The 22,775-nt window shown below is 64.7% G+C and carries 20 protein-coding genes and 1 tRNA gene; 11 read left to right on the top strand and 10 right to left on the bottom strand.

Annotation, left to right across the window (positions count from 1 at the left end; all coding sequences use genetic code 11):
- Positions 1-58: 58 nt before the first annotated feature.
- Positions 59-637 (bottom strand): hypothetical protein, encoded by a 579-nt coding sequence (locus tag HNQ08_RS05085; protein WP_184128009.1) that lies wholly within the window; start codon positions 635-637, stop codon positions 59-61.
- Between the two features lie 170 nt (positions 638-807).
- Here HNQ08_RS05085 and HNQ08_RS05080 point away from each other — a divergent pair, with 170 nt between their 5' ends.
- The 5 genes from HNQ08_RS05080 (at position 808) to HNQ08_RS05060 (ending at position 7,653) form a co-directional block, all read left to right on the top strand.
- Positions 808-1,170 (top strand): hypothetical protein, encoded by a 363-nt coding sequence (locus HNQ08_RS05080; RefSeq protein ID WP_184128007.1) that lies wholly within the window; start codon positions 808-810, stop codon positions 1,168-1,170.
- 112 nt (positions 1,171-1,282) lie between these two features.
- Positions 1,283-3,595: a protein translocase subunit SecD gene (gene secD / locus HNQ08_RS05075; protein WP_184128005.1), complete on the top strand. Its 2,313-nt coding sequence runs from the start codon at positions 1,283-1,285 to the stop codon at positions 3,593-3,595.
- A 251-nt stretch (positions 3,596-3,846) separates the two neighbouring features.
- Positions 3,847-4,842: an aldo/keto reductase gene (locus HNQ08_RS05070; protein ID WP_184128003.1), complete on the top strand. Its 996-nt coding sequence runs from the start codon at positions 3,847-3,849 to the stop codon at positions 4,840-4,842.
- Between the two features lie 179 nt (positions 4,843-5,021).
- Positions 5,022-6,248: an MFS transporter gene (locus HNQ08_RS05065; RefSeq protein ID WP_184128940.1), complete on the top strand. Its 1,227-nt coding sequence runs from the start codon at positions 5,022-5,024 to the stop codon at positions 6,246-6,248.
- A gap of 130 nt (positions 6,249-6,378) precedes the next feature.
- The gene (locus tag HNQ08_RS05060; protein WP_229789707.1) at positions 6,379-7,653 is read left to right on the top strand and encodes a S41 family peptidase; all 1,275 of its coding nucleotides are present in this window, start codon (positions 6,379-6,381) and stop codon (positions 7,651-7,653) included.
- A gap of 7 nt (positions 7,654-7,660) precedes the next feature.
- On the opposite strand, the gene HNQ08_RS05055 is transcribed toward HNQ08_RS05060, so the two are convergent.
- A complete protein-coding gene (locus HNQ08_RS05055; protein ID WP_184128001.1) occupies positions 7,661-7,918 on the bottom strand; it encodes an NAD(P)H-dependent oxidoreductase subunit E in 258 nt (85 codons plus the stop codon).
- 96 nt (positions 7,919-8,014) lie between these two features.
- Here HNQ08_RS05055 and HNQ08_RS05050 point away from each other — a divergent pair, with 96 nt between their 5' ends.
- On the top strand, positions 8,015-8,992 hold the full coding sequence (locus HNQ08_RS05050) for an EamA family transporter (protein WP_229789708.1): 978 nt from the start codon (positions 8,015-8,017) through the stop codon (positions 8,990-8,992).
- A gap of 31 nt (positions 8,993-9,023) precedes the next feature.
- Here the strand turns inward: HNQ08_RS05050 and HNQ08_RS05045 are convergent, their stop codons facing one another.
- Together HNQ08_RS05045 and HNQ08_RS05040 are read right to left on the bottom strand one after the other, a co-directional pair.
- Positions 9,024-9,629 (bottom strand): TetR/AcrR family transcriptional regulator, encoded by a 606-nt coding sequence (locus HNQ08_RS05045; RefSeq protein ID WP_184128000.1) that lies wholly within the window; start codon positions 9,627-9,629, stop codon positions 9,024-9,026.
- A gap of 163 nt (positions 9,630-9,792) precedes the next feature.
- A complete protein-coding gene (locus HNQ08_RS05040) occupies positions 9,793-11,637 on the bottom strand; it encodes a 30S ribosomal protein S1 (protein WP_184127999.1) in 1,845 nt (614 codons plus the stop codon).
- A gap of 317 nt (positions 11,638-11,954) precedes the next feature.
- Here HNQ08_RS05040 and HNQ08_RS05035 point away from each other — a divergent pair.
- Positions 11,955-12,028 (top strand) — tRNA-Gln (locus tag HNQ08_RS05035).
- Between the two features lie 343 nt (positions 12,029-12,371).
- Positions 12,372-14,030, top strand: a complete 1,659-nt coding sequence (gene treS / locus HNQ08_RS05030; RefSeq protein WP_184127998.1) for a maltose alpha-D-glucosyltransferase — start codon at positions 12,372-12,374, stop codon at positions 14,028-14,030.
- A gap of 131 nt (positions 14,031-14,161) precedes the next feature.
- Here treS and HNQ08_RS05025 read toward each other — a convergent pair whose 3' ends face one another.
- From HNQ08_RS05025 to HNQ08_RS05015, 3 genes are all read right to left on the bottom strand, one after another.
- Positions 14,162-15,484 (bottom strand): Glu/Leu/Phe/Val family dehydrogenase, encoded by a 1,323-nt coding sequence (locus HNQ08_RS05025; protein WP_184127997.1) that lies wholly within the window; start codon positions 15,482-15,484, stop codon positions 14,162-14,164.
- 91 nt (positions 15,485-15,575) lie between these two features.
- Positions 15,576-16,820, bottom strand: a complete 1,245-nt coding sequence (locus HNQ08_RS05020) for a Glu/Leu/Phe/Val family dehydrogenase (protein WP_184127996.1) — start codon at positions 16,818-16,820, stop codon at positions 15,576-15,578.
- 297 nt (positions 16,821-17,117) lie between these two features.
- On the bottom strand, positions 17,118-18,092 hold the full coding sequence (locus tag HNQ08_RS05015; protein ID WP_184127995.1) for a polyprenyl synthetase family protein: 975 nt from the start codon (positions 18,090-18,092) through the stop codon (positions 17,118-17,120).
- 191 nt (positions 18,093-18,283) lie between these two features.
- On the opposite strand from HNQ08_RS05015, the gene HNQ08_RS05010 reads away from it, so the two are divergent.
- Positions 18,284-18,883, top strand: a complete 600-nt coding sequence (locus tag HNQ08_RS05010; protein ID WP_184127994.1) for a hypothetical protein — start codon at positions 18,284-18,286, stop codon at positions 18,881-18,883.
- Between the two features lie 368 nt (positions 18,884-19,251).
- On the top strand, positions 19,252-19,944 hold the full coding sequence (locus tag HNQ08_RS05005; protein WP_184127993.1) for a Bax inhibitor-1/YccA family protein: 693 nt from the start codon (positions 19,252-19,254) through the stop codon (positions 19,942-19,944).
- Between the two features lie 94 nt (positions 19,945-20,038).
- On the opposite strand, the gene HNQ08_RS05000 is transcribed toward HNQ08_RS05005, so the two are convergent.
- Positions 20,039-21,610 carry a phospholipase D-like domain-containing protein gene (locus HNQ08_RS05000; RefSeq protein ID WP_229789712.1) on the bottom strand — a complete coding sequence of 524 codons (1,572 nt, stop codon included), beginning with the start codon at positions 21,608-21,610 and terminating at the stop codon, positions 20,039-20,041.
- 72 nt (positions 21,611-21,682) lie between these two features.
- Between HNQ08_RS05000 and HNQ08_RS04995 the strand changes: the two genes are divergently transcribed.
- Positions 21,683-22,357: an MOSC domain-containing protein gene (locus HNQ08_RS04995; protein WP_184127992.1), complete on the top strand. Its 675-nt coding sequence runs from the start codon at positions 21,683-21,685 to the stop codon at positions 22,355-22,357.
- On the opposite strand, the gene HNQ08_RS27095 is transcribed toward HNQ08_RS04995, so the two are convergent.
- Positions 22,347-22,562 (bottom strand): VOC family protein, encoded by a 216-nt coding sequence (locus HNQ08_RS27095; protein WP_221284004.1) that lies wholly within the window; start codon positions 22,560-22,562, stop codon positions 22,347-22,349. The two genes, HNQ08_RS04995 and HNQ08_RS27095, sit on opposite strands and share 11 nt — an antisense overlap.
- A gap of 53 nt (positions 22,563-22,615) precedes the next feature.
- Positions 22,616-22,768, bottom strand: a complete 153-nt coding sequence (locus tag HNQ08_RS27090) for a VOC family protein (protein WP_221284003.1) — start codon at positions 22,766-22,768, stop codon at positions 22,616-22,618.
- Positions 22,769-22,775: the final 7 nt, after the last annotated feature.

Genomic DNA, 22,775 nt, shown 5'->3' with positions numbered 1-22,775 from the left:
AAGGGGGCCGCTCCATTCGGGGCGGCCCTTTGTCTATTGCGTCAGGTTTGAACGAGCCTCAGCTTCCGCCATCAACGGCGTTCGGATCCACGGGGCCGCTGTCGGTCTGTCCCTGCGTGCCGTCTGGAACATCCATAGCCCCACGCGGGCCGCCACCGCGCCCACCGGGACCGTGCATCCCTCGCCCGCCGGGGCCTCCTGGCCCGCCCATGCCCCGTCCGCCCAGCATGCCGAAGGGATTGTCCTTGAGACGGGTTTTCATGTCGGTGGCGCGGTTGGCGGCAATGTCGCCGTTTTTGACACCCTGGTCAATGGTGGCATTTCCGGCAGCCAGCGCGGCAGCTTTGAGCCTGTCCAGGCTGATGCCCAGCCCCGCGGCCAGCTTCTGAAGGTAGACATCGGCGTAATTGGTCCCGCTCTGGACGCCGGGCGCGGTCTGCGTCCCTGTGCCCCCCTGATTCCGCTGACCCGGCTGCGTGGGCTGGACACGCTGGGGCTGCTGCGCCTGGGTGGTGGCGTCGGTGGCAGCTGACTGCTGGGCCAGGACCGCTCCCACGGTCAGCGGCAGGGCAGCCAGAGCAATCAGGGGCGTCTTGTGGAAGATGGTCTTGATGCTGGTGGTCTTGAATCGGCTCATGCGGAGTCCTCCTTGAATGTCGCGGGCCAGAACCGGCTTCCGGCCCTGGGTCCAGCCTCCCAGCAGGCTCCCAACAAACGGCGCACAGACCGCGAAGAATCGGCGAAGGCAGCGCGGAAGGTGCCGACAGTCATCTCCCCGTCAGTCCGGTCTTGGTATGCTGTGGCGCTTTGCACCCCTCCCCCACCCCTGCCCCCACCTGGCTGACGCGGCCCTGGCTTTCCCGGCTGCGCACCTGGCCGGGCGTGCTGACGCTGCTGTCGGTGCTGGCGGTGGTGCTGGGGACCCCTGTCCGTCCGCCGGAGGTGGGCCAGCGCCTCAGCGCCAGCAACGTGGCCCCAGCCCTGCCCGAGGTCCGCGCCGCGCCGCAGCCGGGAGCGGGTGTGTCGGTGCTGATGCCGCCGCCCCCGGCTGAAACCTTCCGTGTGGGGCAGGAGCACAAAGAGGCTCAGGTCGTCGGGTGGAGCTGGCAGCAGCCTGCTCCCCTGAGCGACCTGAATGTCCTGGGACGGCGGCAGACGGACGGCGGCTGAGGCCAGAACGTCCACAAAGAACAGCTCAACATCATTTTCCCCCTCTTTCCCATGGAAGAGGACCGGGGTGAGGGACACGGCACCCACGTTTCCACCCGACAGGAGTTCCACCGTGACTTACGGCAACAACCGCAACAAGAACACCGGCGGCAATGACCGCCGCCCCCCACCCCCCAGGCGCAAGGCCGCGCCGAGTACCAGCAGGCCCAATCCCTGGACCGCGCTGCTGCTGCTCATCACCCTGCTTGGCAGTCTGGCCTACATCTGGCGGCCCTGGGAGCACCCCAACAATCTGGGCAGCATCTGGAACGACAAATTCCAGTTCATCACGCTGGGACTGGATCTGAAGGGTGGCCTGCGCATTGAGCTGGCTCCCGAATCCGGTACGGCCACCAAGGACGAGCTGGACCGCGTCAAGACGGTGATCGAGAACCGCGTCAACGCCCTGGGGGTGGCCGAACCCACCGTGACGGTGGCAGGCGGCAAGCGCGTGGTGGTGGAAATTCCTGGCGCGACGCCAGCCATCCAGCAACGCGCCCGTGAAATCATCCAGCAGACGGCCAAACTGGAATTCCGGATTGTCCAGGACGGCGCGCAACCTGACCCAACATTGAGGACGAGCAAGCCCGGTTCTGGCGGCTACACGCTCGCCCAGCTCGGGCCGATCCAGGCCACCGGTGAAGTGGTGGAGAGCGCCACTTCGGGGACCAACTCACAGACCGGGCAGTGGGTGGTCAATTTCCAGACCACCGACAAGGGCGCGCAGACCTTCGGCGACTTCACGGGCAAGAACGTGGGCAAGCTGATGGCCGTGGTGCTCGACGACCAGATTCAGAGCGTGGCCACCATCAACCAGCGCCTGTTCCGCGACATTCAGATCAGCGGCTCCTTCACGCCGGAAGAAGCCAATCAGCTTGCCCTCGTGCTGAAATCCGGCGCACTGCCGATCAAGATCAAAACGGAAGCCGAACGCGCCATTGGGCCGACCCTTGGCGCGGATGCCATCCGCAGCGGCGCGATTGCCGCCGTGGTGGGTATTGCGCTGGTCTTCGTAATGCTGTTCGCGTACTACGGCCTGTGGTTTGGGCTGGTGGGCGCCCTGGGTCTGCTGTTCTCCAGCATCCTGATCCTGGGCATGCTGGCAGGCTTCGGGGCCACGCTGACGCTACCGGGAATTGCAGGGCTGGTGCTGACCATCGGGGCCGCCGTGGACGGCAACGTGATCTCCTTCGAGCGCATCAAGGAAGAGCTGTACCGGGGCAAGGGCATCAAGAACTCCATCGATGCCGGGTACAGGCACTCCACCGCCGCGATTCTGGACGTGAACGCCTCGCACCTGCTGGCCGCCGCCGCGCTGTACAACTACTCCACCGGGCCGGTTAAGGGCTTCGCCGTGACGCTGATGATCGGCGTGATCGCCGCGACGTTCTCTAACCTGGTCTTCGCCAAGTGGTTCATCGCCTGGATCGCCGAGCGTCATCCCAACATGAATGCCCGGCAGTGGGTCAAGAACACCCACATCGACTTTATTAAGGCCGCGCCGTACATCACCACGGCCAGCGTTCTGCTGGCCATCATTGGCGGCAGCATCCTGGCGACCAAGGGGCTGAATTACGGCGTGGACTTCACGTCTGGCACCACCCTGACCCTGCGAACCAACGCCACCACCAACACCGAGCAGGTGCGGGCAGCGGCGGCGGCGGCGGGCATTGCGAAGGTCAACGAGCAGAGCGCGGCCATCCAGCGCGACGTCAATCCCACCCAGGAGGGCGTGCAGTACAACGTCAAGGTGCCGGAACTGACCGCCGCCGAGACCCAGACCCTGGGCGCGGCCCTGAGCAAGCTGCCCGGCGGCGAGATTCAGGCCAGCGAGACCGTCGGCCCCGCCGTAGGCAAGGAGCTGACCCAGAAGACCATCTACGCCGTGCTGCTGGGACTGGGCTTGATTCTGGTGTACGTGGGCTTCCGCTTCGACTTCGTCATGGGGCTGGGCAGCATCATTGCCGTGCTACACGACGTCGCGATCGTGATGGGTCTGTATTCGCTGCTGGGGCTGGAGTTCGGCATCGCCAGTGTGGCCGCGCTGCTGACCCTGATCGGTTACTCGCTGAACGACTCGATCATCGTGTCGGACCGAATTCGCGAGAACATCAGGGAAATGCGTGGCCGCAGCTTCCGCGAGATCGTGAACACCAGCATCAACCAGACGCTGTCGCGCACCATCATGACCTCGGTCAGCACCATGTTGCCCCTGGTCAGCCTGCTGGTCTTCGGCGGGCCGGTGCTGCGAGACTTCAGTCTGGCGCTGCTGGTGGGCATCATCATCGGGACGTACAGCAGCATCTACATCGTCGCGCCGCTCGTGGTGTACGTCGAGGAATGGAACAAGAGGCGCCAGAGTGGAGGCAGGGCGGCCAAGGCGTAAGCCTTCTGCCCTCCCCTTCCTGATGGTGGGGTCTGAGTAGAACTTCAAACCACCACTACACTACCCGCGCCGCCTGACCCTCAATAAGGTCAGGCAGCGCTTTCGCTTTACCTGCAAGCAAGAGACTGGGCGGTGAGTGAACGGCTCTTCCTCGCTCACCGCAGGTCTCCCACCATTGCAGCCTCCACCAACGCTTGAGCAGACCTGAAGACAAGCCCCGGCGACACGGCTGCGGGTCTACCCTGAACCACATGACCACGCAATCACCAACCATACAAATGCGGAATCTGGGGGCCACCGGCCTGGGCGTCAGTGAGATCGGCTACGGGGCCTGGGGCATTGGCGCAGACATGTGGAAGGGCGCACAGGACGACGAGAGCCTGCAGGCCCTGCGCCGCTATTTGGAACTGGGCGGCAATTTCATCGACACGGCGATGGGCTACGGTGACGGCCACAGCGAGCGGCTGGTGGGGCAGGCCGCCCGAGAATTTCCCGGAACGGTCATCGCCACCAAGATCAGCCCCAAGAATGGGCAATGGCCCGCGCGCCCCGGCGTTCCCGCCAGCGATGCCTTTCCCGCCGAACATGTGATCGCCATGACCGAGGCCAGCCTGCAGCGCCTGGGGCTGGAGAAAATCGACGTGCAGCAGTTCCACGTCTGGAACGATTCGTGGCTGGGGCAGGGCGACTGGCAGGACGCGGTGGCGCAGCTCAAACGCGACGGCAAGATCGGGCATTTCGGAGTGAGCATCAACGACCATCAGCCGGACAACGCCGTGAAGGCCGTGGAGGCGGGCGTGGTGGAGACAGTGCAGGTGATCTACAACGTGTTCGATCAGTCGCCGCAGGACCGCCTGCTGGACGCCTGCCTGGCCAACGGCGTGGGCGTCATCGTGCGCGTGGCGCTGGACGAGGGCAGCCTGACCGGGAATATCACCGCCGGGACCGAATTCCCTGAGGGCGACTGGCGCCACCGCTACTTCGGCGGCAACCGCAGGGCAGAGCTGCAACCCCGCCTGCGGGCCATCGAGCGCGATCTGGGCATCAACAGCTCTCAACTGGCCGAGACCTCCCTGCGTTTTGTCCTCAGTCACCGCGCCGTCAGCACCGTGATCGTGGGTATGCGCAGCGTGCGGAACGTAGAGCGCAATGTCGCCATCGCCGACGGTCAGGGCCTGCCCGCCGACGATGTGGCCCGTCTGTACGCGCACCGCTGGGACCGCAACTGGTACGAGGCGGCGGAGTAAGCAGAGCTTCAAAGGACTCTCCACATCCCCCATTGCAAAAGGGCCTGAATTTTGAGCGGCAGGCTGGCAAGCAACAACGCTCTATCTCTAGGCCTTCAAACTGCTCTCGCGGCAACGTCCCTCCATGCCGAACCGTGCCCTGAAGGAACGCGGATAATGCCCGCGTGAGCAGAAGGCCCATGGACAGGTGGCACGGCTGGGATCGCGACGAGCGACTGGGCATTCTCAACGGCTGGGGCGTCTTCGTTGGCGACGGGTTCCTCAATGTGACCGTGGTGATTTCCGGCTTCGCTTCCAGGTTGGGAGCACCCAACTGGGTGATCGGTCTCCTGCCCGCCATTGCCGGGGGCGGCTGGATGCTGCCGCAACTGCTGGTGGCCGCGCGGGTTCGCAGCCTGCCTCACAAGTTGCCGGTCTACCGTTCGGCGGCCACGATCCGGACCCTGACCTATGTGGCGATGGCCCTGATCGCCGCGTTCCTGGCTGATCAGCCTGCCCTGTGCCTGACGCTGTTCGTGCTGGCGATGCTGCTCAACTCGCTGGCCTCCGGCGTGGCGGGCCTGCCCTTTCTGGAAGTGGTCAGCAAGATTGTCAGCGCCGAGCGCCGCCCTCGGTTTTTTGGAACGCGCAACCTGTACGGCGGGCTGCTGGCTTTCGGGGCCGGGTTATTGGTGCGCTGGATCCTGGGTTCGGACCTGCAGTTTCCCCTCAACTACGCCCTGATCTTCGGCCTGGGTGCGGCAGCCTATACCTACGGGTACTGGATTTTTGGCCGAGTCACGGAGCCGCCAGATCCCCCACAGGAAGCACAGGGCTTCCGCGCCGAATTTCGGGCTATTCCCGAAACGCTGCGCGACCCGCATTTCCGCGCCTTTCTGACCGTTCGGCTGCTGCTGGCCGGAGCAAGCATGAGCGACCCCTTCTTCGCGGTCTATGCCCTGCGCGTGCTGGATTTTCCCCCGGCCATCCTGGGAGCCTTCGTGATGGCCCTGACCGGAGCCGCGCCTCTTTCGAACATCGTGTGGCAGCGGGTGGCCGAGCGCAAAGGATCACGGCGGATCATCCGCTACGCCTCGGTCTTCTACGGGCTGGCCCCGCTGTATGCCGCGATGGTGGGTCTGCTTGGCCTGGGCAAATGGGCGTATCTGGGCGTCTTCCTGCTGACCAGTGTGGCCGCGCAGGGCTTCAACCTGGGTCACACCAACCATCTCCTGAACATCGCCCCGCCCAATGCCCGCAGCCGTTATATCGGCACCCTCAACACGCTGGTGGGCGCGGCCCTGTTCACGCCGGTGCTGGGCGGCCTGATCGCGGACCGCTTCGGCTACCTTCCGGTGTTTGCCATCAGCCTGCTGCTGTGTGCCGGAGCGTGGTGGCAGTGCGGCAAGCTCCGGCGCGACGCCTGAACGCAACGGCCCGAAGCCACCGCAAGATTGGACAGCTCTTCCAGTTGCTGGGTGGCCCGCTTAGCCCTGCGGTTCCCAGATTGAAACCGTGCTCCTCACGCCTGTCACCTGCAGGAGATTACGCTGAGGTGTGTCCCCTTCCTGCTCGTTTCGCGCGCTGCTTCCAGCCCTGCTGCTCGCCCTGCCCGTGGCGGGCGCCAGTCCGGCGAGTGACCTGTTCCAGTCGGCCACGCAGCAGGTCACGCGCGAGTATTACGGCTGGTCCACGGCAGATTTAAAGGCGCTGAGCGAGAAATACGACGCCCTGCTGCGCGTGAAGTGTTCCCAGGAAGGCGAGGCATGTTCCTATGCCACAGGCCGCAACGTGCTGCAGGACATGTTCAAGGAATTCGGCGACGCCCACACCAACGTCCGCGACGCGGAAGGAGCCGAGCGGCTGCGCGAGGTCACGCAGGATCTGGCCGTCCAGCGCACCGGGGCGCGGCTGGCGCGGGTTGAGGGTGGCCTGCTGGTGGTCTCGATCATTCCTGGCAGCCCCGCCGAGACCGAGGGGTTGCGCGTCTTCGATCTGGTCACCACCGTAAATGGACAGGCGGCGGGCAAGCGCGGCGGCGAGAATGCTGCGGTTGGCCCCAACGAGTTCATCCGGCTGGAAAGAGCGGCCCAGCCCATCCGCGTGACCGTCAGGCGGCACGCCAGCCCGGAGCTGAACTTGACCGTCCCCACCCAGGCTCTGCTGGCCCGCGACGTCCCCACCCTGGCCTGGACTGGCGCGGACGGCAAGGTGGCCGTCATCACATACCCCACGTTTCTGCCCAGCGACGCTTCTCAACTGTTCCTGGACCGTTTGACAGAGGCGCAGGCGGCAGGGGCCCGCGAGTTGGTCGTGGACCTGCGCTACAACGGCGGCGGCAGCCTGACCGAATGCGTGGCCGCCGCCAGCGTCTTCGCTCCGGTGGAGTACCGGTCCCAGACCCGCTACAACGGCAAGCTGTCCACTTACAGCTATACCGGCGTGAACGGCACGCGCGGTCACTTTCTGAACATGAAGACCGTCCCTGCAGACAGTGCAGTGTGGAAAGGACCTACCGCCGTGCTGGTGGGGCCTAACACCGCCTCATGCGCTGAAGTCTTCACCTATTACGCGCAGCGTGCCGGGGCCATCGCAGTGGGCGAGAAGACGCGCGGCGTGGGCAACAGCGGGGTCATCTTCGATCCACTGCCCGACGGCGGCGTCGTCTCGGTGACGGTCCTGCGTGCCTTCAACGAGAAGAACGAGGCCCTGCCCGACGCCATCACACCCGATGTGCTGGCCCCCGGTGACATCGGGGCGCTGATCGAACAGGGCCGCGACGTGACGCTGGAAGCCGCCTTGCAGGCGTTGGCGGCGCGAGCAGCGAGATAAAAGACACTCACCGCGTCCAGCGGCGCAGCAACGACACCAGCGTCTGCGGCGTGACGTTGCGGTAGTCCTGCCCGTCCACCCGCACCAGTGGGGTGTCCTCAGCCTTGATGCCCGCGCCGCACTGCGACAGGGCCAGTTCCACATTGCCGTCTGCCGTGACCATGCCGGGGCTGATGCGCAGGCTCTCCCATACGGCGTCCAGCAGGGCCTCACGCTGATCGACGGACAGGTGTTCGGTGCAGATTTCCAGACGGGTGACGGGCATAATTCAACTCCTTAGTCTTAGGCGTGGGGGGCGAAAACGTGCTGGAGCATGCTAGCGGCTGAGGCAATGAGGCGTCTGGAGCGTATGCTCGGGTTCGTGACGGTTGCCACTTCCCCCTCCCCTGCATCCGAGCGTCTGGCCCTCGCGGGCGTGCTGCTGACCGTCTTTCTGTGGGGTGCGAACGTGGTGGCCCTGAAAGCCGTCCTCGGGGTCCTGAACGCCGAAACCACCAACACCGTGCGGGTGGTCATCGCCGGGACAGTGCTGGTGGCACTCGCAGTTCAGGCCCACGGCTGGCCACGCTGGAAAGCGAGAACGTGGCTGGCCGTGGGCGGGGTGGGCCTGCTGGGCAACACGCTGTTTCAGGCCTTTTTCCTGACCGGGATCGAGCTGAATCCGGCAGGGGTGGCGGGCCTGGTCAACGGCCTGGTGCCGGTGCTGGTGCTGCCGCTGGGATTGTTGCTGGGCCAGCGCTTTACCCGTTGCCAGGGACTGGGAGTGGCGGTGGCTTTTGCTGGCTTGCTGGGTCTGCTGGCCCTAACCCGGTTGCCGGGGGTGTCCGTCACGCCCACCGGGCTGCTGTGGCTGCTGGCCGCCGGTCTCGTGTGGGCACTGTACACGCTGTTCAACCGTCCGCTATCGGCACGGCTGGGTACGCTGCCCTTCGTGGCCTTCAGCCTGACGCTGGGCAGCGTGCCGTATCTGCTGTATGCCCTGCCGCACCTGCAGTTTTCAGGCCCTACCGGAGCGGGTGTACCAGGGGCGGTGTGGCTGGGTATTGGTTTCAGTGCGCTGGGGGCCAACGTCGCCGCGTACCTGGCCTGGGCCGGGGGCGCGCAGGTGCTGGGGGCCGCCCGCACCAGCGTGTGGCAGGCGCTGGCCCCCGTGATCACCATTCTCCTGAGCGCCGCCCTGCTCCGCGAGCGCCTGCCCATCAGCGTGTGGGGCATGGCCGCCGTCATTCTGATCGGAGCGACGCTAGCGAACTGGCCAGAACCGGGCCGGGCCAGCAGGTCGCTGAAGACGGAAGGTAGATTCCAGAACACCGATGAAAAAGCCCCACCTCTGCAATGAGGCGGGGGCAGATCACAGGCTCAGGCCACGGTCAGCGCGGCCTTGCCCCGTCCAGATACACCGAGAGCAAGGCCCGCGCCGTGCCCTGCGGATCGGCGGGCGGCGTGCCCGTGACCAGTGGGTAGATCAGCGCCAGAAACGCCCGTGTCAGCACGGGCGGCGGCAGGTCTGCGCGCAATTCCCCACGCGCTGCGGCCTCCTCAAACAGGGCGCTCAGACCGCCCATCCAGACCCGGCGATACTCGCTCTCGAAGGCCTTGCGGCGTTCCGGCGAAACGTGGCGCAGTTCAGAGGCCAGTTGCAGTCCCACGCGCTGTTCGGGGGCACTGGCAGCCAGTTCGCCCACCAGCGTGTCCAGTTGGGCCGACAGCCCACGCTGTGCCGAGGCATGTTCGATCAGCCGTGCCAAACCGGCCAGGGCACCGTCCAGCATTGCTAGGAACAGAGATTCCTTGTCGGCGTAGTGGTGATACAGCGCGGGCTTGGTCACGCCCACCGCCTCGGCCACCTCGCGCATGGACACGCCGTGGTAGCCACTCGCCACGAACAGCCGAGCCGCCTCCTGCCCGATGCGGGTGCGGGTGGTGTCGGGAGTGGGGGCAGCGGCAGGAGGCAGGGACACAGTCACATTCAGCATGATACCTGCCCGTTCGCCCTGTTGGGGTGCGCCCAACCCCGCACACCGACGTTATGGATGGCCTGAGCCGCGCTGATCCCCCACCGCAAGTCCTAGAAAGAAGGCAGCCCGGACACTCAACGCGTCCGGGCTGCCTTCAATTCGACTTCAACACTGCAGGCGTTTAAGCCTGGGTGTCCTCGGTCTGGGTGCTGCTACCCGTGTCGGCGGATTCGGTATTGGCCGTTTCCGTAGTGGCGGCATCGTCCTTCTTGTCGCCGCCCAGACCGAACTGCGCGAACAGGTCGGCGTACACGTCGCCCAGCTTGGTGCTGATCTTGCCACCCTGGCTGGCATCCTTGGCGTTGTAGTTGTAGTCGGCTCCGCCGCCACGTCCACCACGTCCACCGGCACGCCCACCAGCAGCGCCGCCGTAACGGTCACTGCGGCTGCCGCCGCCCTGGCTGACGTAATCGCGCTGTCCACCGCCCTGGGCAGGAGGTGCGCCTCCACCCAGGAAGCGGCGACGGCTCAGGCTGGCGCGCTGCTCGACAGGATCGATGTTCAGGATCATGGCTTCGATCTCATCGCCCTTCTTGAACAGGTCTGCCGGGTTGTTCACGCGCGCGGTATCGAGTTCGCTGATGTGGATCAGGCCCTCGATGCCTTCCTCGATCTCCATGAACACGCCGAAGTCGGTCATACCGGTGATCTTGCCCTTGACCGGCGTGCCGGGCGGGTAACGGTCCGGCAGCGCGCTCCATGGATCGTCAGTGGTCTGACGAATACCCAGGCTGATGCGGCGGTCCTTGGGATCGATGCGCAGGATGATGGCCTCGACCTCGTCGCCTTCCTTCATGACCTCATTGGGGTGACGCACGCGCTTGGTCCAGCTCATTTCACTGACATGGACCAGCCCTTCCAGACCCGACTCCAGTTCCACGAAGGCCCCGAAGTTGGTGAGGTTGGTGACCTTGCCCTTGACGCGCTGCCCAACGCTGTAGCGGTCAATCGCCCCTTCCCAGGGGTCCTGGGTCAGCGACTTCATGGACAGGTTGATGCGCTCGCGGCCCTCGTCCACGTCAATGACCTGAACCTGAACCTTGTCGCCCACCGCAACCACGTCGCGGGGGTGATTGAAGCGCCCGTAGGTCAGTTCGCTGCGGTGAACCAGGCCGTCGATACCGCCCAGGTTGACGAACACGCCGAAATCGGTGATCTCGACCACTTCGCCTTCAAACTGCGCGCCCGGCTCCAGCTGACCCACCGTCTCTTCACGGGCCTTGGCCTTCTGGGCCTCCATGATGGCGCGGTGGCTGATGATCACGCGATTGCGCTTGCGGTTCAGCTCGATCAGCTTGACCATCAGCGGCTTGCCCACGTAGGGATCAAGCTCGTTGACCCGGCGGGTGTCCACCTGGCTTGCAGGCAGGAACGCACGGATGCCCTCGACCTGGGCCACCAGACCGCCGCGCACCTTCTCCAGCACCTCGACTTCGAAAGCCTCGTCGGCCTCCTGCATCTTCTCGAGGACGCGCCAGCCCTTGTCCTGATCGGCACGCTTCTTGCTCAGCACGATCTGGCTGTTGGACAGATCCACGCGCACCACGTACGCCTCGATCTGTTCGCCGGGCTTGTACATGCCCTGGGCCTCTTCCAGCGTCACCGGCTCATCGCCGAGCTGGTTGAGGGGAATGATGCCCTCCACCTTCGCGCCGATGTCCACGGCAATGCCTTCCTGGCCGATGAACACGATCTGGCCGTCCACGATGTCCCCGCGCGTGACGCTCTGGGGTTCCTGCGCCTCACTGGCGAGGATGTCCTCCATGGTCATGGCCGGGTATTCGCGTTCCTCGGAGGCAGCGGGGGCGCTGCTCTGCTGAGGAGCAGCCGGAGCTGCACTGGTGGCGGTCTCCACGTTACTGGCAGCGGGGGTCATACCTTCCGCCTGGGTCTCGGTGGCCGTCTCGTTGCCCGTCGTGGGCTGAGTCCCGTTTTGTGTCACGGGGGTCTGGGTGTTGTCTTCCATGAACTCCTGTCCTCCTGGGCTGGCAGAATTTCGCCTGACAGCCAGCTTCTGTAAACTGCTGCCGTGCGTCCTTCGGCCTGCTCCGCTGAAGGCTTCATTCAGTGGGGGCAAACACGGGCGCTACGGCGCGGCAACATTGATCAGTGTACCAGAGTCGGAGTGTGGGCAGCAAGCACGCTCTGAACGCGGTCCATTCATTTCTGACCGGACGCGGAAGACGGCACACCAGAATGACCGGCACCGCCGCACCTTGACGGCCCTGGAACAGCCCGTTATACTTCCTGTCGCCTTCCCCTGTGGGAAAGCGCTTTCCCCGCTGGGGCATCGTCTAATGGCAGGACAACAGTCTCTGACACTGTCGATCAAGGTTCGAGTCCTTGTGCCCCAACCAGAATCAGAAACCTCGCCTCATGGCGGGGTTTTTTGTTGGGTGTGTGGGGCTGGAGTGCGAGGTGGGCCTCAGTCCGGTCTGGAGGGCATGTCGGCGCAGGTCAGGCCGAACCCATGAACCTCTAGCACACGGCTGATCTTCTGGAAACCGTGGCGCTCAAGCAAGATGGGGATGGGGCGTTCGAACAGGCCAAGCAAGCGCTCCGGGCCAGAAGGGCGACAAGCACGCTCTAGACAGGACGGAGAACTCCTCTGTTGTCCCATTGTGAACCCTCCTGTTTGACGGCTTTAACACTCCAGACTGGCAGCGCTTCTAAAGCCGCCGTCCTTTACACTTGAGGGCAATGACTCAGCACACCCCTCCACAGTGGTACAAGAGCGCCGTCTTCTACGAGCTGTCCGTTCGCACTTTTGCCGACGGCAACGGCGACGGCAAGGGCGACTTTCCTGGGCTGACCGGTAAGCTGGATTACCTGCGAACGCTGGGCGTGGACTGCCTGTGGCTGCTGCCCTTCTATCCCAGTCCGCTTCGCGATGACGGTTACGACGTGGCTGATTACACCGGCATCCACCCGGACCTGGGAAGCATCGAGGACTTCCAGTTTTTTCTGGCCGAGGCCCATTCACGCGGTCTGCGGGTAATCGCCGATCTGGTCACCAACCACACCTCCAGCGAGCATCCCTGGTTCCAGGCCGCGCGGCGTGGCCCTACCCTGCCCGATGGCAGCCCCAACGAGTACCACGACTATTACGTCTGGAGCGACACCGGCACCGAGTACCCCGGCGCGCGCATCATCTTCACCGACACCGAGACCAGCAACTGGACGCGTGACGAGGTCTGCGGACGGTACTACTGGCACCGCTTCTTCTCGCATCAGCCGGACCTGAACTTCGACAACCCCAGGGTCATTGAAGAAATTCTCGACGCCGCGCGCTTCTGGCTCAACACCGGCCTGGACGGCTTCCGGGTGGATGCCGTACCGTATCTGATCGAGCGCGAGGACACCAACTGCGAGAACCTGCCCGAGACGCACGAGATTCTCAAGAAGATGCGCCGCATGGTGGATACCGAGTACCCGGGGCGACTGCTGCTGGCCGAGGCCAACCAGTGGCCCGAGGATGTGGCGGAATACTTCGGCACCGAGGAAGACCCCGAGTTCCACATGTGCTTCAACTTCCCGGTGATGCCCCGCCTGTACATGAGCCTCAAGAAGGAGGACACCACCAGCATCCGCGAGATCATGGGCCGCCTGCCGGAGATTCCCTCGTTCGGACAGTGGGCCACCTTTCTGCGCAACCACGACGAGCTGACGCTGGAGATGGTGGATGACGACGAGCGCGCCTTCATGTACGCGGCGTATTCGCCCGACACGCGCATGCGGATCAACGTGGGCATTCGCCGCCGCCTGGCCCCGCTGCTGAACAACGAGCGCCGCCGCATTGAGTTGCTCAACAGCGTCCTGCTGGCGTTGCCCGGCAGCCCGATCCTGTACTACGGCGACGAGATCGGCATGGGCGACGATCTGGGCCTGGCAGACCGTAACGGCGTTCGGACCCCCATGCAGTGGAACGCGGGCATCAGCGGCGGCTTCTCCAGCGCCTGGCCCTCGGACTGCTTTTTCCCGCCGATCAGTGATCCGGTTTACGGGTACCAGCGCGTCAACGTGCAGGCGCAGGAACGCGATCCCGGTAGCCTGCTCCAATGGACGGCCCGCCAGCTTGAGGCCCGCCGCCAGCACCCAGCCTTTGCCCACGGCGATCTGAAATTCGTGGAGACCAACAACGCTTCCATCCTGGCCTTCACCCGCAGCCACGACAATGAAACCCTGCTGATCGTCTGCAATTTCGCCGCCAATGCCCAGGCCGCCACACTGGACCTGAGCGACTACGTGGGCCGCACCCCGGTCACGCTGTCCGGCGCCAGTCCCTTCCCGCCCGTGACCGAGGGGCCGTACACCATCATCATGGGACGTCATGAGTATTACTGGCTGCGTCTGAACTGAGGGGAACCTTAGAAGCAGAAGTCTGAAAAGTGCGGTGGGAGAAAAGTGACTCTTCTCCCACCGCTACTCTTGAGGCCTAAACAAAAAAGCCCCCTCCGCGGTGGAGAGGGCCAAGACAGCGGGGACGACGTTCAGGGGTACAGTCCGCGCATGGCTCGCGCTTCGAGTACCCGTGTGCAGGACACGATGTATACGGCGGTTCGCAGGGTCACGTTGTGCTTTTCCTTCACTTCCCACAGGCTCAAGAAGGCCTCGGACATGATGCGGTCCAGACGGTTGTTGATCTCTTCTTCCGTCCAGAAGAATGAGCTGAAATCCTGCACCCACTCGAAGTAGCTGACCGTCACACCGCCTGCGTTCGCCAGCACGTCGGGCACGATGGTGATGCCCTTGCCTGCCAGCAGGTCATCGGCGGCAGGGTTGGTGGGGCCGTTTGCGCCCTCGACGATCAGTTTGGCCCGGATCTTGTCTGCATTGGCCAGTGTGATCTGGTTTTCCAGTGCGGCCGGAATGAGGACATCACAGTCCACGCTCCAGAACTCATCCTTCTGGATTTCCTCGCTGCCGGGGAATTCTGTGATCTTGCCGGTGCGGCGCAGGTGTTCGAGCGCGGCGGCCGGGTCGATGCCCGCCTCAGAATGAATGGTGCCGGTCACGTCCTGAATGGCGACGATCTTCGCGCCGTGCTGGTGGAAGATGCGCGCGGCAGCCTCGCCCACGTTGCCGAAGCCCTGAATGGCGATACGTGCGCCCTCCAGCGACAGGCCCAGCTTCTTCATAGCCTCGGCACCCGTCACGAACACGCCCCGCCCGGTGGCGTCCGCGCGCCCCAGCGAGCCGCCCAGGCTGACGGGCTTGCCGGTCACGACGCCGGTAGAGGTGCGTCCCACGTTCATGGAGTAAGTGTCCATGATCCACGCCATCGTCTGCGGGTTGGTGTTCACGTCGGGGGCGGGAATGTCCTTTTCCGGCCCGATGATCAGGCCGATCTCGGTGGCGTAGCGGCGGGTCAGGCGTTCAAGCTCCCCGGTGCTGTACCTGCGCGGATCGATTCGCACACCGCCCTTGCCGCCGCCATAGGGCAGGTTGACCGCAGCGTTCTTGATGGTCATCCATGCCGAGAGCGCCATCACTTCGCTCAGGGTCACGTCCTGGTGAAAACGGATGCCGCCCTTGGCCGGACCGCGCGAGGTGTTGTGCTGCACGCGGTAGCCCTCAAAGTGCGCCACGGTGCCGTCGTCCAGATGGATCGGCACATCCACCACCAGAATCCGTTTGGGCCGCTTGAGGGTCTCTACCCAATAGGCCAGCTTGCCCAGGTACGGCGTGACCCGCTCTACCTGCTCCAGGTAGATCTCGTACGGCCCGATGTGGTTGGGGTCGAGGTAGCTGGGAATGTCGTGCGCGCCGTATTTCTTTTGGTTGATGTGGTCGGGATCCTGGGTGGCGGTCATTCGGAGGCTCCTTTGGAGGTCTGTGGTGCGTGGCTCGTGGCTTGTGGGATTGGAGAAGGTGAAGGGGCGCCGCGTGAAAGGCCCGCCCGGCTCATGGATAGACTCCACGCATCACCGTGGCGTTGTGCAGGCGGTTGAGGGCCACGGCGTAGGCGGCGGTGCGTAAATCCAGATCGTGCGTCCGCATGAATGCCATCACATTGTCCACCGCAGCGTCCACGCGCTCGTCAATGGCCGCCTCAATTTCCTCTTCTGTCCAGAAGAAGTTACTGGCGTCCTGCACCCATTCCAGATAGTTAACCACCGCGCCGCCCACACTGGCGACCAGATCGGGCAGCACAGTCACGCCGCGCTCCTTGAGGAAACGCTCGGCCTCGGGCAACACGGCGCGGTTGGTGGCCTCCACCAGGTATTTGGCACGCACTGCGTGGGCGTTGCCAGCGTTGATGGCCCCGTAGTCGTAGGCCAGCATCAACACGTCCACATCCAGCTCCAGCAGTTCGTCCACGGTGATGTCGGTGGCGAAGCCCCCCACGGACCCGAACATCTCGCGGTGCTGCGACAGAGCGTCGAGATCCAGACCGCCGCTGGCAAAGGTCGCCCCGTTCTGGTCGCTGACGGCGATCACCATCGCGCCCTCGGCGGCCAGGGTCTGCGCCGCCTTACGTCCCACGTCTCCAAAACCGTAGACGGCGCATGGAGCGCGGTGCAGGCTGCGCCCGGCCTCCTTCAGGACGCGCGTCGTAACCAGGGCGGCGCTGCGCCCGCGCGCGTCCTTGCTGGCGTAGCTGCCACCCAGCGGCAGAGGCTTGCCCACCACCACACCGTTGACCGTGGTGTCTGTGTTCTGGTTGTAGGTGTCCATCATCCAAGCCATGATCTGGGCGTCGCTACCCACGTCGGGAGCCAGGATGTCGGTGCGCGGCCCGATCAGTTCTACGATCTCGGAGGTGTAGCGGCGCACCAGCCCCTCAGTCTCATGCGGGCTGAGGGTCAGGGGATCGACGTCCACGCCTCCCTTGGCGCCGCCCAGCGGCAGATCGGCCACCGCTGCCTTGAGGGTCATGATGGCGGCCAGGACCTCGCATTCGTGCGCGTTCAGGCCCGCCTTGAGACGCATCCCGCCCATGCTCGGGCCGCGCGCGGTGCTGTGGACCGTGCGGTAGCCCTTGAACACCCTGACAGAGCCGTCGTCCATGTGCACCGGCAGGTTCATCGTGACGGTGCGTTTGGGATACTTGAAATATGCCAGCGACTGATCGGTCACGTCGCAGTGGGGCAGTGCCTGCTGAAGCTGTTCCATAAGGCCCTGCCAGTTGAGTCCTGATGCCCGCATGTGGGGTCTCCTTTATAGGGTGAGCCGGGAAACGACGAAGTGTGTCATTGGAGGATACACGCATAGACAACAGCGCCGCCAAGACATGGTTTGTCGGTGAACGGTCAGCCGGGGAAATATTGTCTCCCCGTTCTAACCTTGCCCGTGCGGCCCGTCAACCCGCAGAAATGAGGTCAGGACAAAGGCTGGGACTGAAACGATTCCAGTCTCCACACATGCAGGAATCGGGAGGAAGACTTTCCAATTGCAAGCCGCTTTCTGATCATCTGTCTATTCGATCAGGACAGTGTGGTGGGATCAGCGCGCCCGTTCAATCTCACGGCGGGCCAGATCCTCCAACGCGTGTCTGGCCTCAGAGGGGGCAAAGCTTTGCAAGGCGTCTACTGCCAGCGCGGCGCGACGGCGGATCTCCTCACGAGTCCGTTCAAAGACACCGGTCTGCAGGGCCAGCGCGCGCACACGCTCCACGTCGCCGTCCTGCGCGGCGCGGCGTTCCAGGATGTGGCGCACCTCGGGGCCGTGCGGTCCATCGAGCAGCAGCAGCGACGGGTAGGTGGCCTTGCCCTCGCGCAGATCGCCGCCCACCGGCTTGCCGATCTGCGCTTCTGTTCCCGCCAGATCGAGCAGATCGTCCTGCAACTGAAACGCCAAGCCGTACTCGCGTCCGAAGGTGCGTAGCGCCTCGTGCGGGCGAGCGCCTGAATCGAGCAGGGTGGCCGGAGCGCTGGTGGCCAGTTCGGTCAGGGCGGCTGTCTTGCCATGAATCACGGTCAGGTAATGGGTGAGATCGTATTCCTGGTAGGCCGCCACCTGGAATTGCAGCACCTCGCCTTCGCAGATCACGCCCGCTGTCTCGCCGAAAGCGCGGACCAGGGCCGGGCCGCCGCTCATCCCGGCGAGAAGCGTGAGTAACCGTGCCAGCATGAAGTCGCCGCTCATGACGCTGACCACGTTGCCGAAGCGCCGGAAGGCCGACTGCTGCCCACGCCGGGTGTCGGCGTCGTCGATCAGGTCATCGTGCAGGAGCGAGGCCGAGTGCAGCAGTTCCACGCAGACCGCCAGATCAAGCACGGCGCTCCAACCGGGACGGGCGGGCGAGGCCCCAAGCAGTTGGGCCGACAGCAGCGTCAGCAGGGGCCGGATTCGCTTGCCGCCGGCGGCCACCAGATCGTCGCCAATCAGCTCAATGAACTCTACGCGCGAGCGCAGCACCTCACGCAGACGCGTCTCAAAAGCCGCATCGGGAACGCTCAGGGCCAGCACGCCGGTCATGTCCCGCAGTATAGAAGGGCGCAGGGGGGCAAAACGTACCGCAGGGCGCAGGGCAGGATGCACTCAGGTACGGCTAGTCCTGGGCACCCACCCAACGATTATCTACCCTGTGGCCGCCGGGGCCGGACCTAAAGGGTTTTTACCTTCCCGTCCCTCCCCAAAAGCCCCACATACATGGTAAAAATGCAGGCATGGAAAGCGTCGTTGCCCTCTTTCGTGAGCCGAGCCAGGCCAAGGTGGTTCTGGAAGCCTTGAAATCCCGTGGTTTTGACCGTGATCACCTGGGCTTTGCCCTGAACGACGCCGTGGCCGAGGACGATCTCGCACAGGCAACTGGCATCAGCCCGGAGGCCGGAGCCCCAGCAGGGGCGTCAAGCGTCATTCGCGGAGCAATCGTGGGTTTGCTGGCCAGTCTGGTGCTGACTGTGCCCATCTGGCTGCTGCTGCTGGCCTTCCCGATCACCCGTATCTATCAGGAGGGCGGCCTGCTGGGCATCATGTACGGTGTCATCGGCGGCCTGTTCCTGGGGGGCATGTTCGGGTCTCTGGCAGGCAGTGACCACGGCGATTATGTCAAGCTGCTGCGTCGTATGGGCGTTCCTCCGGTGCAGGCCGAGCGCTTCAACGCGGGCATCGGCCAGGGCCACGTCATCGTGATCGCCCGCGACGCCAGCAGCGCCCGCGCCGATGAGGCGCTGAGCCTGATGCGCCAGCACGGCGCCGTCAGACTGGAGGACGCCGTGGGCGGGGGAAGAATGCAGAGCGAACGCGCGGGCCAGAGCGGGCACTGAGCGGCAGGGCAAGAAGAGACGGGCGCTGAGGATTTCTCCCAGCGCCCCGTCTCTTCTTGCCCGCCGCAGGCTAGCCGTGACAGTTCCGCTGCGTCACAGCCCTGCGCGGTGCGGGCTCCAAGTCGATCAGGCGCAACTGGTACATGAAGCCTGAGCTGACCATGAAGGCAGTCAAAAGGGACATGCTCCCTACAGGCCCACCAAGCTGACTCGGTGCAGGCTTGGTTCTTGGTGCCAACGCGCTGTGGATCATGCTCGTAGCGTGTCAGACAGCTTCCAGCATGGCTATGACCCAGGTCAAGATTAGGTATCAGAGGGAGCAGGAACTACGGGAACTCTTCTGTGCCGTGTCTCGTATCATGGAACGTATGCAGACCTATCCTATGCCCCAATCGCAGGCCCGAACGGCAGAAATTGTCCGCACGTTCATGGCCCGCACGTATTCCTGGATGGCCGCCGGACTGGCCCTGACAGCCGGAATCGCTTACCTCACTGCCCAGAACGAGGCTTTCGCCTACCAGATCATGCAGATTCGTATGCCTTTGCTGCTGGTGCAACTTGGTCTGGTCTTCGGTCTGAGCCTGTTTGCCGATCGCCTGAACAGCGCAGTGGCCGGCATGCTGTTCATCGCCTACGCCGCGCTGACCGGCCTGACCTTCAGCGCCCTCCTGTTCGCCTACAGCCCCAGCGCGGTGATCAGCGCCTTTGCCACCACCGCCGGCACCTTCGGCGCGATGAGCGTGGTGGGTTACGTGATCAAGAAGGACCTGAGCGCGATGGGCCGCTTCTTCATGTTTGCGCTGATCGGCCTGATCGTGGCCATGATCGTGAACATCTTTGTTGCCAGCAGCGCCCTGACTTTCGGGATCAGCATTATCGGCGTGCTGCTGTTCGCGGGCCTGACCGCCTACGACACGCAGATGCTACGCAATATGGCCCTGAGCGGCGTGAGCGGCGAGCAAGCCGAACGCGCCGCCATCAACGGTGCGCTGCGCCTGTACCTGGACTTCATCAACATGTTCCTGTTCATCCTGCGTCTGTTCGGCGGCAGCCGGAACTAAAGCGCTAGACACCGAATTCCGCTTCAAGCACCCGCAAGGGTGCTTTTTTGGTTCTGCGTCACTACTCCTCCGGCAGACGAGGGTAGGGACGAGGTCAGGGCCGCAGCCAGTACGGCAACGCGAAGGCCTTGCCCCGCGCCCACTCGAAATCGAAGTCCTGCCGACCAGCTTTCAGGGCGGTGAGATCGCTGGTCGCCAGCGTGTACTCGTTCAGGCCACGGCTGCCAAACGACGAGAAATGCAGGTTGAGGCTGCCCACCGCCAGCATGGCGTCGTCCACCAGGGCGGCCTTGGTATGCATGCCGCCCACCGTGCCGGACCAGCGAACCTGCAGGTGGTCCTCCAGGCCCAGCGGCTTCAGGTAGGCCCGGATACCCGAGATCAGCGCCAGCGGCTCGACTTGCAGGAGCGAGTCGTAATCCAGCAACAGACGCACGCGTACGCCCCGGTCCCTGATAGCGCCCACGATGGCCTGCCAGACCGGAAGGGCCTCCTGCGGAAAGGGACAGCCTCCCGGCGCGGTGAGGCTCAAACTACACTGCACCGTCCCGCTGATCTGCGACTGCATCAGGTCAATGCTGGACTGGGCAGCCGCAAACAGGGCGGGCAGGGCCGCGTCCTGGGTCTCGTATCCGGCGCGGCGGTACAGGCCATAGGCACGCGAATTCCCCTCAGACTCAGGAGGGGCCGTGTAGAACAGCGGGTAGGGACTCCCGGCGTCCACCAGCGCACAGTCCCGGCGCAGGGCGGCGACGGTGACGCCCTCCTGACACCGTAGGGAACGGCTCAGGAGCCAGGAATCGCGAAAGGCGGCCACCGTATTGCGGGCCACCGGCCCCCTGAGCGTCAGCAGCAGGTCGGTCAGGTCCAGGCCGCCAGGGCTGCTGGCCGGCAGGTGAAAGAAGCTGATGTTAACCCCACCCGCCGCCGTTTCCTGCCCATCGATCACCAGGAGCTTGAGGTGATTGTGCGGATAGGCGTAGGTGTAGTTGGCGAGTTCCAGGGTGAAGCCCTTAACCGGGTCGTTCGAGAGCGGCACCCCGGCCTCCAGCAACTGCCGCGCAGCGCTGTAGACGCTGCTGGTGGGATCAAGCAGGGTGTCCAGCCGCACGCTGTTGCCGAACATCAGGCGGACGGTCATGCCCTGCGGGTAGCGTTCGGGATGCTGGGCCACCGCCTGCCTCAGCTGGGCGACGGCGTGGGCCAGCAACACGCCGGGGGAATCGGCCCCGTCGTCCCACAACATGTTCGCCAGCAGAACCTCGTGCCGCGCGCCCTCGATCTGGCGGGCCATCACGGAAAAGCCGCCCATGGGGTCTGGAGCCTGACCGCTCAGGCCGAAGTCGTCGTTGGGAAAGTGGATCAGCCGCACGAAGGCGTTGCCGCAGCTCAGCGCCGCCCCCTGGCCGCGCAGGTGGTCGTACAGCACGCGGTCAAGCGGAGCCTGGGGCTCGGGGCAGTCACGCTCCAGTTCCTTCTCACCTGCGCCCCTCAGCCCATCCAGCGTGGCGAGATCCGGGGGCGACAACGGACCACTCAACAGGGTCAGGGGCGGGGCATTCGGTGCCAGCCGGGACACCCCGACGCCTGCGCCCAGCGTTAGCATCAACCCCAGCAGCGCCACCACGCCGAAGACCCGTAGAAACAGCAGTATGCCCATGCCCATCAGGTCCAGCTTAGGCGGCGTGCCGGGGCGGTGCCTGACCCTGCCTTTAACACTCCTGATACCTTGAAAAGCATGACCGCCCCAGATTGTCAGGTCCAGAGCGTCAACGTCGGCCAGCCCAGTGCCCTCCACATCGGCCCACGTCCGCAGGTCAGCGGCATCGACAAGCGCCCGCTGCCGGGCCGCGTGCGGGTCAGCGTGGATGGGCTGGCCGGAGACCATGTGGTGGACACCGAGCATCATGGCGGTCCAGATCAGGCCGTGTACATCTATACCCATGAGGACTACGCCCACTGGGAGGCAGAACTGGGCCGCTCACTCCCTCCCGGCATCTTCGGCGAGAACCTGCTGGTGAGGGGGCTGGAATCTGCCGCCATGCGGGTGGGAGACCAGCTGAACATCGGGGGGCCGGGCGGCGTGCGGCTGGAAGTCACCGCGCCGCGCATTCCCTGCGCCAAGCTGGCGGCCCATGTCGGCCAGCCCACGCTGGTCAAGCAATTTGTGGCGGTGGGCCGCCCCGGCTTCTACACCCGTGTGCTGCGCGGCGGCGAGGTGGGGCCGGGAGACCATGTGCAGCTGACCCCCGGCCCCACCGATGCCCCCAGCATCCGCGACCTGTTTGAGCTGTGGTACGACCCTGCTCCCGACCTGGCGAAGCTGGAACGGTATCTTGAGTTCCCTGTGGCCGTGCGCGTGCGCGCCAGGATGCAGCAGCTGACCGACAGGCACGGGGCGCTCAGCCCGTGAAGCGCAGCAGGTAACCGTCCGGATCCTGCACCAGAAACGCACGCTGGAGGTGTTCGGTGTCACCCTCCAGATACGCCGTGGTCTTCAGCGGCACGAACATGGGATAACCCCGGGCCAGCAGGTGGTCATAGAGCCCCTGCACGTCCGGCACCTCCAGCTGAAAGTTAAGGCCACGCCCGTAGGGCCGTTCCAGAGGGCCAGTCAACCAGAGCTTATGGTCGTGGGCCTGTTCCAGCATCCACTGAACACGCCCCAGGCTCAGGTGGCAAAGCCAGGGCGAGTGTAGTTGAGGGTGAATCCGAACAGCCGGCTATACACGTCCAGACTGTGCGCCAGATCGCTCACCATCAGCTCCGGCACCAGCGCGGCCCACTCGGTCACGGGAACGTGGGAGACGTTGGCTTCGGTCATGCAGGCA

Source organism: Deinococcus humi, from assembly GCF_014201875.1.
In the GTDB taxonomy this organism is placed as follows: domain Bacteria; phylum Deinococcota; class Deinococci; order Deinococcales; family Deinococcaceae; genus Deinococcus; species Deinococcus humi.
Note: the sequence above shows the minus strand (reverse complement) of the source record. Positions and strands in the feature narration are given on the sequence as shown.

What these genes read in the sequence shown, in the direction of transcription:
- HNQ08_RS04995 (WP_184127992.1), top strand. Translation starts at nt 21,683, where the DNA reads ATGACCGCCCCAGATTGTCAGGTCCAGAGCGTCAACGTCGGCCAGCCC.
- HNQ08_RS05000 (WP_229789712.1), bottom strand. Translation starts at nt 21,610, where the DNA reads ATGGGCATGGGCATACTGCTGTTTCTACGGGTCTTCGGCGTGGTGGCG.
- HNQ08_RS05055 (WP_184128001.1), bottom strand. Translation starts at nt 7,918, where the DNA reads ATGCCCGTCACCCGTCTGGAAATCTGCACCGAACACCTGTCCGTCGAT.
- treS (WP_184127998.1), top strand. Translation starts at nt 12,372, where the DNA reads ATGACTCAGCACACCCCTCCACAGTGGTACAAGAGCGCCGTCTTCTAC.
- HNQ08_RS05015 (WP_184127995.1), bottom strand. Translation starts at nt 18,092, where the DNA reads ATGACCGGCGTGCTGGCCCTGAGCGTTCCCGATGCGGCTTTTGAGACG.
- HNQ08_RS05070 (WP_184128003.1), top strand. Translation starts at nt 3,847, where the DNA reads ATGACCACGCAATCACCAACCATACAAATGCGGAATCTGGGGGCCACC.
- HNQ08_RS05045 (WP_184128000.1), bottom strand. Translation starts at nt 9,629, where the DNA reads ATGCTGAATGTGACTGTGTCCCTGCCTCCTGCCGCTGCCCCCACTCCC.
- HNQ08_RS05065 (WP_184128940.1), top strand. Translation starts at nt 5,022, where the DNA reads ATGGACAGGTGGCACGGCTGGGATCGCGACGAGCGACTGGGCATTCTC.
- HNQ08_RS05020 (WP_184127996.1), bottom strand. Translation starts at nt 16,820, where the DNA reads ATGCGGGCATCAGGACTCAACTGGCAGGGCCTTATGGAACAGCTTCAG.
- HNQ08_RS05010 (WP_184127994.1), top strand. Translation starts at nt 18,284, where the DNA reads ATGGAAAGCGTCGTTGCCCTCTTTCGTGAGCCGAGCCAGGCCAAGGTG.
- HNQ08_RS05005 (WP_184127993.1), top strand. Translation starts at nt 19,252, where the DNA reads ATGCAGACCTATCCTATGCCCCAATCGCAGGCCCGAACGGCAGAAATT.
- HNQ08_RS05025 (WP_184127997.1), bottom strand. Translation starts at nt 15,484, where the DNA reads ATGACCGCCACCCAGGATCCCGACCACATCAACCAAAAGAAATACGGC.
- HNQ08_RS05085 (WP_184128009.1), bottom strand. Translation starts at nt 637, where the DNA reads ATGAGCCGATTCAAGACCACCAGCATCAAGACCATCTTCCACAAGACG.
- HNQ08_RS05040 (WP_184127999.1), bottom strand. Translation starts at nt 11,637, where the DNA reads ATGGAAGACAACACCCAGACCCCCGTGACACAAAACGGGACTCAGCCC.
- HNQ08_RS27090 (WP_221284003.1), bottom strand. Translation starts at nt 22,768, where the DNA reads ATGACCGAAGCCAACGTCTCCCACGTTCCCGTGACCGAGTGGGCCGCG.